The sequence below is a fragment of the Maribellus maritimus genome (genome assembly GCF_022267315.1).
GTDB classification, from domain to species: domain Bacteria; phylum Bacteroidota; class Bacteroidia; order Bacteroidales; family Prolixibacteraceae; genus Draconibacterium; species Draconibacterium maritimum.
Genome location: NZ_JAIKLE010000054.1, coordinates 19503 through 32121, shown reverse-complemented (window position 1 = coordinate 32121; position 12619 = coordinate 19503). Strand labels below are relative to the sequence as shown.

The 12619-nt window shown below is 38.8% G+C and carries 10 protein-coding genes and 1 riboswitch; of the genes, 5 read left to right on the top strand and 5 right to left on the bottom strand.

Translation table 11 applies throughout. From position 1 onward, the window contains the following. Positions 1–210: 210 nt before the first annotated feature. Positions 211–312, top strand: a riboswitch (SAM riboswitch). 220 nt (positions 313–532) lie between these two features. The 5 genes from K5G00_RS26845 (at position 533) to metF (ending at position 7674) form a co-directional block, all read left to right on the top strand. After that, a complete protein-coding gene (locus tag K5G00_RS26845; protein ID WP_238769579.1) occupies positions 533–1696 on the top strand; it encodes a homocysteine biosynthesis protein in 1164 nt (387 codons plus the stop codon). Continuing rightward, entirely contained in the window at positions 1689–2099 is a 411-nt protein-coding gene (locus K5G00_RS26840) for an NIL domain-containing protein (RefSeq protein WP_238769578.1), read from the top strand. The genes K5G00_RS26845 and K5G00_RS26840 overlap by 8 nt, the downstream gene beginning before the upstream one ends. A gap of 1 nt (position 2100) precedes the next feature. Continuing rightward, on the top strand, positions 2101–2847 hold the full coding sequence (locus K5G00_RS26835) for a UPF0280 family protein (RefSeq protein WP_238769577.1): 747 nt from the start codon (positions 2101–2103) through the stop codon (positions 2845–2847). A 103-nt stretch (positions 2848–2950) separates the two neighbouring features. Beyond that, positions 2951–6619, top strand: coding sequence for a methionine synthase (gene metH / locus K5G00_RS26830; protein WP_238769576.1), 3669 nt, complete (start codon positions 2951–2953; stop codon positions 6617–6619). Positions 6620–6720: 101 nt separating this feature from the next. Then, positions 6721–7674 (top strand): methylenetetrahydrofolate reductase [NAD(P)H], encoded by a 954-nt coding sequence (gene metF / locus K5G00_RS26825; RefSeq protein WP_238769575.1) that lies wholly within the window; start codon positions 6721–6723, stop codon positions 7672–7674. Positions 7675–7737: 63 nt separating this feature from the next. Here metF and K5G00_RS26820 read toward each other — a convergent pair whose 3' ends face one another. The 5 genes from K5G00_RS26820 to K5G00_RS26800 form a co-directional block, all read right to left on the bottom strand. Further along, positions 7738–8787, bottom strand: coding sequence for a DUF4837 family protein (locus K5G00_RS26820; protein WP_238769574.1), 1050 nt, complete (start codon positions 8785–8787; stop codon positions 7738–7740). 113 nt (positions 8788–8900) lie between these two features. After that, positions 8901–9101: a twin-arginine translocase TatA/TatE family subunit gene (gene tatA / locus K5G00_RS26815; RefSeq protein WP_238769573.1), complete on the bottom strand. Its 201-nt coding sequence runs from the start codon at positions 9099–9101 to the stop codon at positions 8901–8903. 45 nt (positions 9102–9146) lie between these two features. Next, complete coding sequence (gene rseP, locus K5G00_RS26810) at positions 9147–10484, bottom strand: RIP metalloprotease RseP (protein WP_238769572.1); 1338 nt, start codon at positions 10482–10484, stop codon at positions 9147–9149. A gap of 12 nt (positions 10485–10496) precedes the next feature. Further along, positions 10497–11657, bottom strand: a complete 1161-nt coding sequence (locus K5G00_RS26805) for a 1-deoxy-D-xylulose-5-phosphate reductoisomerase (RefSeq protein ID WP_238769571.1) — start codon at positions 11655–11657, stop codon at positions 10497–10499. 1 nt (position 11658) lies between these two features. Beyond that, on the bottom strand, positions 11659–12525 hold the full coding sequence (locus K5G00_RS26800) for a M23 family metallopeptidase (protein ID WP_238769570.1): 867 nt from the start codon (positions 12523–12525) through the stop codon (positions 11659–11661). Positions 12526–12619: the final 94 nt, after the last annotated feature.

The window sequence follows — 12619 nt, the reverse complement described above, 5'->3', positions numbered from 1 at the left end:
AACCAACTGAGCTATAGGCCCGGAATGATATTATTTTATAAATATCAGATTTCGGAGTGCAAGTTTACAACTTTGCGTGAAAATACACAAACAAAATGTTTGAAAATCATTACCAAAATATAATGTTTTATACTCATTGCTGAAAAAACATTTGAAATCCGCATTTTTCAACTAATTTTGCAGCATATCAAATATTCTTCACCGAGTGTTTGATTATACAGAAGAGTGGAGAGATCGGGCTCGAAGAAACTCTGGCAACCATCCCAAAATGGACAAGGTGCCAATACCCGGCCGGTAACGGAATTATAATTTGAACACGATCATGAAAAGACAACTACACAAATTATTTTTTATCAGCTATATGCACGGAACAAATATGTGTATGAAAAAGCGGTCTTAACCGCATTTCAATAGCTATTCAAAAAAATCAAGATTGCTCGATTAACAGCCAACAAATAAAAATGTTAACCTGTATTTTTTGAGTTCAACTTGATAGAATTTCACTTTTATTTATAAATGAAAACGAGATAAAATGTCAAAAATAAAAACCTACGAAGAAATTAACCAAAAACTAAAGGATGGAAAAGCAGTGGTTTTAACTGCAGAAGAGGTTTCAAAAATGGCACAGGAAGCCAGTCCCGAAGAAATTGTTGAAAAGGTGGATGTGGTTACCACTGCAACTTTTGGAGCCATGTGCTCTTCCGGGGCGATTGTTAATTTTGGTCATTCAACACCTCCTATCCGGATGGAAAAAATTCGTTTAAACGGTGTTCCCTGTTATGAAGGCCTGGCTGCTGTTGATTCCTACATCGGAGCAACAGCTTGTGACCCGGACAATCCAACTTACGGCGGAGCTCATGTTATTCAGGATTTACTGGAAGGGAAAGATATTGTTTTGGAAGCCTGGGGGAAAGGCACCGACTGCTACCCACGGAAACACATCAAAACAAAAATCAATATCAATACGATAAATGAATTGATTCTTTTTAATCCGCGAAACGCCTACCAAAATTACAATGTAGCTGTAAACACAACAAAAAAAATGATTCATACCTATATGGGGACCTTGCTGCCAAACTTGCGGAATGCTACTTATTCCACCTCTGGCGAACTGAGTCCGCTTCTCAACGACCCTGAGTTTAAAACCATCGGAATCGGAACACGCATTTTTCTTGGCGGGACACAAGGGTTTGTTGTTTGGCCCGGAACACAATTTCATACCACCCGACCTAAAAATGAACTTGGTGTTCCGGTTACAAACGCAGCTACTATTGCTGTAATGGGGAACTTGAAAGAAATGTCGCCGGAATATATTCAGGCTGCCTACTACGAAAAATACGGCGTTAGTATGTTTGTAGGGATCGGAATTCCTATTCCTGTATTAAATGTAGAAATAGCCAAACGGGTTTCGGTAAACAACAGCCAGATACAATCGTCGGTTCTCGACTACGGAACAGTTGGAACACCTAAGCTGGGAGAGGTTTCCTACGAAGAACTTCGTTCCGGTTCGATTAAAATAGGCGGTAAAAAGATTCGAACAGCGCCGGTTGCAAGCCTTTCTAAAGCACGAAAAATTGCAAATGAACTAAAAGAATGGCTGGAAACAGGTAATTTTGAAATCAGCAAACCGGTTCAAATGTTTCCACAAAACACATCACTAAAAAGCTTAAAAGAAACGGAGGCTGACCATGATTAAAAAAAGATTTATTTTAAATTTTCCGCCTGAAAGTGGCGATAAAGCATTCACTTATCATCTTGTAAAAGACTATGACATCAGAATCAATATTCTAAAAGCTGAAGTTTTCCCGGGCAAACGGGGGAGTTTACTGCTCGAACTACAGGGTAAAAAAGAAAATATTGAAAAAGGTGTTGAATACATTGTTAGCCACAAAATAAAATGCGAGCCACTGGACAAACGAATTTATTTTCAGGAAGAAAAATGTATCGATTGCGGCAACTGCACCGCCGTTTGTTTTGCCGGAGCACTTACAATGAACAAAACAAACTGGAAACTGAACTTCGACAAAAACAAATGCGTGGTTTGCGAACTTTGTATTCCAGCCTGCCCGTTAAAACTGTTTAAAATCGATTTTAACTGATATGTTTAAAGAACGAACATACCGAACCCAATTTAACACCGGGCGATTTACCGGGTTTGAAGTAGAATTTAAGGAGACCGATCTATGGATTGGTGTAAATCCGGATTCGTTCAAACCGGAAATGAAAGAAATCGCGTTTTCAAAAATTAAATCGTTGCGTAAAAAACTGGATGAGTATATAAAAACTGAGCCCTTTTTCAAAAAAAGTTTAAAGCCGTTCCACCCTTCCGAGAATGCGCCACTGGAAGCTAAAGAAATGGCTTCAACTGCAGAGAAAGCAGGCATCGGTCCAATGGCCACAGTGGCAGGGTTATTTGCCAGAGAGATAGGAAAAGAACTCAAAAAAAACTTTCAGACAGAAGAAATAATTGTTGAAAACGGAGGCGATATTTTTGCTTTACTGAACAAAGAGTTGGTTTTATCCGTTTTTGCTGGTAATTCACCGCTTTCCGAAAGAATTGGCTTAGCCATTCCCGACGGTATGAGTGAATTTGGTATATGTACATCGGCCGGAACTATAGGACCTTCATTTAGTGCCGGAAAAGCTGATGCTGTAGTTGTTATTTGCGACGATGTTGTTCTCGCCGATGCATTTGCCACCGCTTTTGGAAATAAGGTAAAATCGCCAAACGATGTGGAAAAAGTAATAAATATGGCGGAAAAATATCCCGAAATAAAATCACTTTTGATAATTTGTGAAGATCAGATTGGGATTCGGGGTGACTTTGAAATAAGGCTATTGAAATAAGATAACGTTGAATTGAAGCTAATTTGCTGATTTTCCCAAAAATCTCATGAAGATTTAATTACACGAAGAGTATCAAAATTATTTTGATCAAAAAAGGAACCAGATGAACAGAACAAAAAACATAAAAAAAGAATTGGAAACCCGGGTGCTGGTAATGGACGGAGCAACTGGCTCACTACTTCAGGAGTATAAATTGACTGAAGAGGATTATCGCGGAGAGGTTTTAAAAGATTTTGAATTTGACCAAAAAGGAAACAATGATATCCTGGCGCTTACCAAACCGGAAATTGTAGATGAAATTCATTCGCGCTATCTGGAGGCCGGAGCAGATATTATTTTAACCAATACATTTAATGCAACCGGCATTTCTCAGGCTGATTATCATACCGAAAAATATGTGTATGATATAAACAAAGCTTCAGCTGAAATTGCCAGAACAGCTGCTGATCGGTTTACGGATAAAAATCCGGGGAAGCCTCGTTTTGTTGCAGGCTCGCTCGGGCCAACAAACAAAACCCTTTCGCTTTCACCTGATGTGAACGATCCCGGGTACCGTGCCGTTACTTTCGACGAAGTAAAAGAAGCATACCGGGAACAACTGGAAGGATTGCTCGACGGAGGCGTGGATTTAATTCTGATTGAGACCGTATTTGATACACTCAATGCAAAAGCAGCCATTTTTGCTGTAGAAGAAGCTTTGGAGGCGAGAAATATAAATCTCCCGCTGATGGTTTCCGGAACGATTACCGACGCCAGCGGACGTACACTCTCAGGACAGACACTCGAAGCATTTTTGAATTCGGTTTCACATGTCGATTTATTAAGTGTTGGGCTAAACTGCTCGTTGGGTGCAACCGACTTGAGACCATATGTTAAAGAGCTTTCCAACAAGGCACCTTTTCATATCAGCGCCCATCCAAATGCCGGACTTCCCAACCAGTTTGGCGGCTACGACGAAACGCCGGAAATAATGGCCGGATATTTAAAAGACTATCTTGACAACAGTTTTGTAAATATTATTGGTGGTTGTTGCGGAACTACGCCTGACCATATCCAGGAGTTTGCAAAAATCGCAAAAAATGCCAAACCACACGAGATAAGGCATGCCGACAGTTACACTCACTTAAGCGGCCTCGAACCGGTTACCTTAACTGAAAACACCAACTTTGTAAATATTGGCGAACGGTGTAATGTTGCCGGGTCCAGAAAATTTGCGCGATTAATCGGAGAAAAAAAATACGAAGAAGCGCTTTCCATTGCACGGGCGCAGGTTGAAAACGGAGCACAGGTTATTGATGTCAATTTTGATGATGCCATGCTCGACGCCGAAAAAGAAATGGTTATATTTCTAAACCTGTTGATGGCCGAGCCCGATATTGCAAAACTCCCGGTGATGATCGACTCTTCGAAGTGGAAAGTGATTGAAGCCGGATTAAAATGTTTGCAGGGAAAAGCCATTGTAAACTCTATCAGTTTAAAAGAAGGCGAAGAAAATTTTATTTACCAGGCCAGAACCATCAAAAAATATGGTGCGGCCGTAATCGTTATGGCTTTTGATGAAAAAGGTCAGGCCGACAACCTCGAACGCCGTATTGAAATTTGCAGCCGCGCATACAAAATTCTTACTGAAAAAGTTAAATTTCCGCCGCAGGATATTATTTTCGACAGCAATGTATTGACCATTGGAACCGGTATTGAAGAACACAACAATTACGCTGTTGATTTTATTGAATCGGTGAGATGGATAAAAGAAAATCTGCCTCTTGCAAAAACCAGTGGCGGAATAAGTAACGTTTCTTTTTCTTTCCGCGGAAATAATATTGTGCGTGAGGCGATGCATTCGGTATTTCTGTTTTATGCAATAAAAGCCGGGCTCGACATGGGAATCGTAAATCCGGGTATGCTGCAGATTTACGACGAAATTCCAAAAGATCTTCTTGAAAAAATTGAAGATCTGGTTTTAAATAAACGACAGGATGCAACCGAGCGCCTGCTTGAATTTGCCGAAACACTAAAATCGGAAGGAACCAAAGAAGTGAAAAAAGACCAATGGCGTGAATTGCCTTTGGAAAAAAGAATTGAACACTCGCTGGTAAAAGGAATCCCGGAGTTTGTGGATGAAGACATGGCCGAGGCAGTAAAAATCTACCAGCCGGCACTAAATATTATTGAAGGACCGCTAATGGACGGGATGAATGTGGTTGGTGATTTATTTGGTTCAGGAAAGATGTTTTTGCCACAGGTTATAAAATCGGCTCGGGTAATGAAAAAAGCGGTTGCCTATCTGCTTCCATATATTGAAGCGGACAAAGCAAAACTTAAAACCATCGACAATCGAAAAAAAGTGTTGATGGCTACTGTAAAAGGTGATGTTCATGATATCGGAAAAAATATTGTAGGAGTGGTGCTGGGTTGTAATAATTACGACATTATCGATCTGGGTGTGATGGTTCCTACAGAAAAAATTCTTGACACTGCCATTAAAGAAAATGTAAACGTAATTGGATTGAGTGGATTGATTACTCCTTCGCTGGAAATTATGGTAGAAATTGCCAAAGAAATGGAAAACCGCAAAATGGATATTCCGGTTCTGATTGGCGGTGCAACCACATCAAAAATTCACACAGCAGTAAAAATAGAACCTGAATATTCAAATCCGGTAATCCATGTAAAAGATGCGTCTCTGGCAGTTAATGTTGTTTCGAATCTGATTGCAAAAAATCAAAAATATATCGACTCGGTAAAAGAAGATTACGCCCAAATTCGCGAATTTCAGGGGCAGCGAAAAGCCAAAGAATATTTAACACTGGAACAAGCGCGAAAGAATAAGTATAAAATCAATTGGGAAACAAGCCCGATATATAAACCTAATTTTACAGGAGTAAAACAATTGATTGATTATCCGTTGAAAGAACTGCGGAAATACATTGACTGGACTTTCTTTTTTCTGACCTGGGGCTTAAAAGGACATTATCCGCAAATTTTAAATGATGAAAAACAAGGAGAAGAAGCGCGAAAACTATTAGCCGAAGCCAACGCATTTCTTGATGAAATTATCGAGAAGAAAATGTTGCAGGCAAATGCGGTGTTTGGAATCTGGCCGGCAAATACCGACAAGGATGACATTGTTTTATATGAAAACGAAAACCGTGAAAAAGAGGCCGGGCGATTTTTCCATTTCCGCCAGCAGGAAAAGAAAAAAGAAGGATTGGCCAACTTCTGTCTTTCCGATTTTGTTGCTCCGCTTGAATCAGGCAAAATTGATTACTGCGGCGGGTTTGCAACCACAGCCGGTATTGGTATTGAAAAATGGAAAGAACAATACATTCAAAACAACGATGACTACCACGCCATTATGCTGGAAGCGCTGGCCGATCGTTTGAGTGAAGCATTTGCCGAAAAATTACACGAACTGGTTCGGAAAGAATACTGGGGCTACATTCCGGAAGAAAACATGTCGCTTGATGATTTACTAAAAGTAAAATACCAGGGAATCCGACCGGCATTGGGTTACCCGGCGTGTCCGGAACATTCTGAAAAGGAAAACCTTTTCAATCTGCTAAAAGCACAGGAGGTTGGAATTACCTTAACCGAACATTTTGCAATGTATCCCAACGCATCCGTTTCGGGCGAATTTTTTGTTCATCCGGAATCAAGGTATTTTAGCCTTGAAAAAGTGGGTAAAGATCAAATTGAGGATTATGCACGCAGAAAAAATCAAACCGTTGAATTTGTTGAAAAATTCCTTCCTACAAATTTAAATTATAAATAGGCAAAAGATTGAAATATTAAATTGAAACTGAAATACAAAACGAAATTAATATTAACGAAATCAGTTTACTATTTTTGTTATACAGAAATAATTAATTCGAAATGAAAGTTATCGACATAATTAATAACGCAAAAAAAACCGTCTTTTCCTTTGAACTCCTGCCTCCATTAAAAGGAAATGATACGAGTAAATTATATCGCACCATTGAAAGTTTAACAGAATTTGATCCCAAATACATTAATCTCACCACACATCGTGATGAGATTGAGTTCAAAGAAATGGAAGACGGTTCAATTGTTAAAAGAACGATACGAAAACGCCCCGGCACTGTTGCGATTGCCGCTGCGATACAGCACAAATACGATATTCCGGTTGTGCCGCATATTTTGTGTGGCGGATTTACCAAAAGCGAAACCGAACATGTTTTAATCGATCTCAATTTTCTGGGAATTAAAAATGTGCTTGCATTGCGCGGCGACGGAGTAAAAAACCAACACGTTTTCAAACCCGAATACAACGGGCATTCCAATGCGGTTCAGTTGGTAAAACAAATCAAAGATTTAAAAGAAGGGACATACCTGGAAAAAGATCTGAAAAACAGTACTCCGCTCGATTTCTGCGTAGGTGTTGCAGGTTACCCGGAAAAACATTTTGAATGCCCCAACAGGGAGCTCGATTTGAATTACCTTAAACAAAAAGTTGATGCAGGTGCCGATTATATTGTTACACAGATGTTTTTCGACAATAAGGTTTATTATGACTTTGTTGACAAATGCAGGGAAATCGGAATAACTGTTCCGATTATTCCGGGAATAAAACCCATCAATTTAAAAACCCAGCTTACGGTTCTGCCCAAAATATTTAGTATTGATTTGCCTGCCGAACTGGCTTCGGAACTGGCGAAATGCAAAAACAACGAAGAAGCCCGAAGAGTAGGAACAGAGTGGGCTATCTATCAGTCGAAAGACCTGGTTGCCCATAATGCGCCATCGTTGCACATTTACACTTACGGCATCTCCGACAATGTAAAAGAGATTGTAAAAGCTGCATTTTAAAGCATAAAAAAATGTCATTCCTGTATAAAAACAAGAATGACATTTTCTTTTATTTTTTTCTTATCAGCCTTCTATCGTCACTTCCATCTCTGTTTGCCTGTTTAATTTATCATTCTCTTCCTGGTTATTTAATTTCAGCGAATAAATCATAGCTTCTACCTGTCGTATAAAATTCCGCTTATCCTTGCTTGGGGCGTATACATAACCAAAAGCAACCAGCACTCTTTGTTTGTCTGTATCGAGCTCAGCGATTGAAACATACGGGCCGCCCATAAAATCGTTTTCAACTCTCCAAAGCCCCCTCATTTCAGTAGCGTAATTACCATTGTGTTTAAATACATTAACTATCGGTTCGATACGTTTTTCAGTACTCATATAACTTCCGTCTCTGGGGCCGGGAACATGAGTTTTCAACAAACTGTCTCTGATTCGTATTTGATAATTGCTTGTAAATGCACTATCGGAAACGTAGGGATAAGAATAAAAAATAACTCCCTGCGAAATCTCAGGTGTCTCATATTTATACCAGATAAAATCCTCTGCTTCTTTAGCTACCTGAAACCCCGGGGGAACTTTCATCGTAACCTCAAAATCACGATCAAGAATATTATAAACCGCTTTTTCGTAATATTGGTTATAATTCATGGTAAGCCGCTCTTTCTCAGCCGAAATAAAATAGGAAATTATTTTGCCTTTATTTTCATTAAAAAGTTCAACAAATCTTTCCGGCGTTTTGGCCGTTATCTGAACTGTAGCCTGTGGATATGCCCAAACATCATCGGTAAACTTAACCTCTTCCTTTTCTACATTTGATGAAATACTGGTTTGAATTATATTGCGCGTACTTTTGAAAATACTTTTAAAAGCAGCGTGCGGAACGTCAACCAAATCAAAAATAGGTTCATCCTGAGGCAATGCCAGTTGTGGTTGTGCCAATGTTTCTCTTAGCACTTTTCCCGGTTCTCCATTCCACGACTGTTCTGAAATGACGACAATCATTTCACCAGCTTTCCCGGTAATATTTTTATACATTTCTGTACTGTTATTTGAACAGGAAAAAAGCCCGCTTACAAACACAGACAACAGTAAAACGCTACAAATTCTTATTTTCATTTTTTTTAGCTTTAGGATTTTCCTAAAATACATACAAAAACCTTACCATTTAGAAATAAAAAATCCCGTACCTGTATCACCAGAAACGGGATTCTCTATCAAGAGTGAAATATTTAGCCTTCAATCTTTTCCGGGTCCGATTTTTTTGTATCCTCTTCGTCCTCTTTTGTTGCGTTCTTAAATTCTTTCATCCCTTTTCCCAGACCCTTCATTAATTCCGGGATTTTACGTCCGCCAAAAAGCAAAAGAACAATAATTAAGATGATAATTATTTCCTGAGGTCCTATAAATCCTGCAATTACAAATAAATTCATGATACTCTTTGTTATTGGTTCGTTACAAAATTAGAATTTTTTTTATTAAAATGTTCCGTTTATCATTTTTATTATATCATTGGCATTTGCGTATAAAACTAACGCAAGAAGTATAACCATACCAACAATTTGTGCATATTCCAAAAATTTCTCGCCTGGTTTTTTCCCTGATACCATTTCAAAAACCAAAAACATCACATGTCCGCCATCCAAAGCAGGGATGGGCAGTAAATTCATAATGGCTAATATAATTGAAATAAAGGCGGTCATATTCCAGAAAGATTCCCAATCCCAGGTGGAAGGGAAAATATTTCCAATGGTTGCAAAACCTCCCAGCGACTCATATGCTTTGGTTTCAGGTTTAAAAAACAGTTTAAATTGTTTCAGGTAATCGCCGGTTGTTTCCACTCCCCGCCTAATTCCTTCCGGAAACGATTCAAAAAAACCGTAGTTAATCGTCTGCCATTCAAAAACATCTGCTTTGTAATGACTGTTTACAAATCCAATGGCAGCATCGTCTCCAAGTTTCATTGCTATATCCATTGGCTCTCCGTTTCGTTCGATATTTAATACGATATCTTCACCAGCTTTTGATTTTATATCCTGAATCCAGCGGTTGTAATATGTATAATAATTTCCGTCTATCCCTTTCACTTCGTCTCCAACTTTTAACCCGGCTTTTTCTCCCACAGAGTTTTTTGAAAAACTCTCCACTCCAAGCTTAAAGGGAATACCGGGAGCAAAAACTTCCTTACTTTTCAAAAGAAGAGCCAGGTCAGCATCACTGATCTCAACATCAACACTTTGCCCGTTTCGTTCTACCTGAACGGTTTTTGCGGCATCCAAAACTATGGTCGGAATTACTTTACTAAAACTTTCAACATGTTTACCATCAACTGATAATATTTTATCTCCGTCCTGAAAACCGATTTCCTTCCCTACTTCACTTACAACGATTCCGTATTTTGCATTTGCTGTTGGGAGATATGATTCTCCCCACGCATACAACACCCCCACATAAATAAGAATGGCAAAAATGAAGTTCATTAACACACCTCCAACCATAATAAGCAAACGCTGCCATGCAGGTTTAGAACGAAATTCGTAAGGTTTTGGAGGAAGTTTCATTGCTTCCTTATCCATCGACTCGTCAATCATTCCTGAAATTTTCACATAACCGCCCAATGGCAGCCAACCAACTCCGTATTCTGTTTCACCTTTTTTTACTTTAAAAAGTGAAAACCACGGATCAAAAAACAGGTAAAACTTCTCAACACGGGTTTTAAACAAACGGGCAAACATAAAATGTCCAAACTCGTGCAATACCACAAGTATGGAAAGGCTTAATAATAACTGTGCTGTCTTAACTAATATTGCTTCCATTCAAATTCTCTTCTAATTTTTGTTCTCTGTTAACAACTTTGCTACGGTTCTTGTTTCATCGTTGGTTTGAATTAAATCTTCGAGCCCCGGTTTTTCCAGAAAACTTACTTTATCCATTACTTTTTCAATAATTTCCGGCATTTCCAGAAACCCTATCTTTTCTTTTAAAAATGCTTCAACCACTATTTCGTTTGCCGCATTCAGTATACAAGGCACATTTCCTCCTCTGTTAAGTGCCTCATAAGAGAGTGCAAGGTTACGAAAAATTTTTGTATTTGGCGGCTCAAAGTCGAGTGTGGGAAAATCCATAAAATTGAATCTTGGAAATTCATTTCTAATTCGATACGGAAATCCCATTGCATATTGAATGGGGAGTCTCATATCAGGTAATCCCATTTGTGCTTTCATCGATCCATCTTCAAATTGTACAACTGAATGAATGATCGATTGCGGATGCACAATCACATCTATTTTTGACGAAGGCAATCCAAACAACCAGTGTGCTTCAATCATCTCAAAACCTTTGTTCATGAGAGTAGCAGAATCGATGGTTATTTTTGCCCCCATATTCCAGTTGGGATGGTTGAGTGCATTTCTTACGGTAACCGACTCTAAATCCGCCAGGGTTTTACCGCGAAACGGGCCTCCGGAACAGGTAAGTATAATTTTTTCGATCGGATTCATATATTCACCTACCAAACATTGGAAGATAGCAGAATGCTCTGAATCGACAGGAATAATATCGCACTGTTTCTTTTTGGCTAACCCCGTAATAATTTCACCAGCCACCACCAATGTTTCTTTGTTTGCCAACGCAATATTTTTTCCTGCTTTTACAGCATGATATGTTGGAATCAAACCGGAATACCCTACCATGGCAGTCAAAACCAAATCAACCGTTTCCATCTGTACAATCTGGGTTAAAGCTTCGCTGCCGGCGTAAACTTTCACTGGTTCATCTTTTAATGCTTCTGTAACAACTTTATATTTTTCAGGGTTAGCAATCACTACAGCGTTGGGCTGAAATCTTTTAGCCTGCTGAATCAAAAGATTGACATTATTGTTTGCGGTTAAAACTTCAACTTCAAATTTATCGTTGTTTTTTTCAATAACCTCCAGTGATTGTGTTCCAATTGAACCTGTTGACCCCAGAATTGCTATTCTTTTCTTCATACTAAAAATCAATGTATTGTTCAGGGTTCAGAGCTTTCCCTTCATACCAAAGTTCAAAATGAAGATGTGGTCCTGAGGTGAGTTCACCAGTATTCCCTACAATGGCGATAGCTTCACCTGCTTTTACCCGGTCACCTGTTTTTTTCAGCAACTCTGCATTGTGTTTATAAACCGATATTAAATTGGATTCGTGTTGGATATACATCACATAGCCTGTTTCAAGTGTCCACCCTGCAAAAATAACTGTGCCTCCCAACACCGATGAAATTCTTGCATTTGGTCCACTCACCAAATCGATACCAAAATGATCCTTCCCCCCATCAAATTGATTACTAACCACGCCTTCCAAAGGAACAAAAAAATGAATTTGACTTAATCCGGTGTTTTTATTTTCATTATTCTGGATAGAGAGACTTAACTGTTCCGCCAGTAATTTATCCTGAAAAACAGAATCGTGATTGTATTCCTGAAATTCTATTTCATTGGGTTCTACTTCTGTTTCAATAATTAAGTTATCTTCGGGTACTTCTCCTGAAACAATCGCCTGGATCCCCTTAAAAAACTCGTCACGTTTTTTTAATTCGGTCTCAAGTGAATCGACTTGCAATGCTGAACGAACCAACATTTGCCTGTATTCAGCCTTTGGGTAACCCGGGATATACTCTCGCAGTCCGGTTGTAGCAATTAACAATATAACAAGCACCACAATTACTGCGGAAAGTAAACTGGTTATTGTAAATACTTTCAAGCGTGAAAGTTTTGTGCTCCATACCGATTGAAAAGTTGTATCATTATAGATAATCAACCGATACTGATCCCTTATTTTCCGGATAAACTTTTTCTCTTTTTTATTTTGTTCTTCCACCATTTCGATTTTGGAGCTACAAATTTAGAAAGAATTGATAAACAATTTCTTACTTTTTGATTTTTTAACGAACCAATTCACCGTTCGATTTAATCAT

What these genes read in the sequence shown, in the direction of transcription:
- K5G00_RS26800 (WP_238769570.1), bottom strand. Translation starts at nt 12,525, where the DNA reads ATGGTGGAAGAACAAAATAAAAAAGAGAAAAAGTTTATCCGGAAAATA.
- K5G00_RS26820 (WP_238769574.1), bottom strand. Translation starts at nt 8,787, where the DNA reads ATGAAAATAAGAATTTGTAGCGTTTTACTGTTGTCTGTGTTTGTAAGC.
- tatA (WP_238769573.1), bottom strand. Translation starts at nt 9,101, where the DNA reads ATGAATTTATTTGTAATTGCAGGATTTATAGGACCTCAGGAAATAATT.
- K5G00_RS26845 (WP_238769579.1), top strand. Translation starts at nt 533, where the DNA reads ATGTCAAAAATAAAAACCTACGAAGAAATTAACCAAAAACTAAAGGAT.
- K5G00_RS26835 (WP_238769577.1), top strand. Translation starts at nt 2,101, where the DNA reads ATGTTTAAAGAACGAACATACCGAACCCAATTTAACACCGGGCGATTT.
- rseP (WP_238769572.1), bottom strand. Translation starts at nt 10,484, where the DNA reads ATGGAAGCAATATTAGTTAAGACAGCACAGTTATTATTAAGCCTTTCC.
- metH (WP_238769576.1), top strand. Translation starts at nt 2,951, where the DNA reads ATGAACAGAACAAAAAACATAAAAAAAGAATTGGAAACCCGGGTGCTG.
- K5G00_RS26840 (WP_238769578.1), top strand. Translation starts at nt 1,689, where the DNA reads ATGATTAAAAAAAGATTTATTTTAAATTTTCCGCCTGAAAGTGGCGAT.
- K5G00_RS26805 (WP_238769571.1), bottom strand. Translation starts at nt 11,657, where the DNA reads ATGAAGAAAAGAATAGCAATTCTGGGGTCAACAGGTTCAATTGGAACA.
- metF (WP_238769575.1), top strand. Translation starts at nt 6,721, where the DNA reads ATGAAAGTTATCGACATAATTAATAACGCAAAAAAAACCGTCTTTTCC.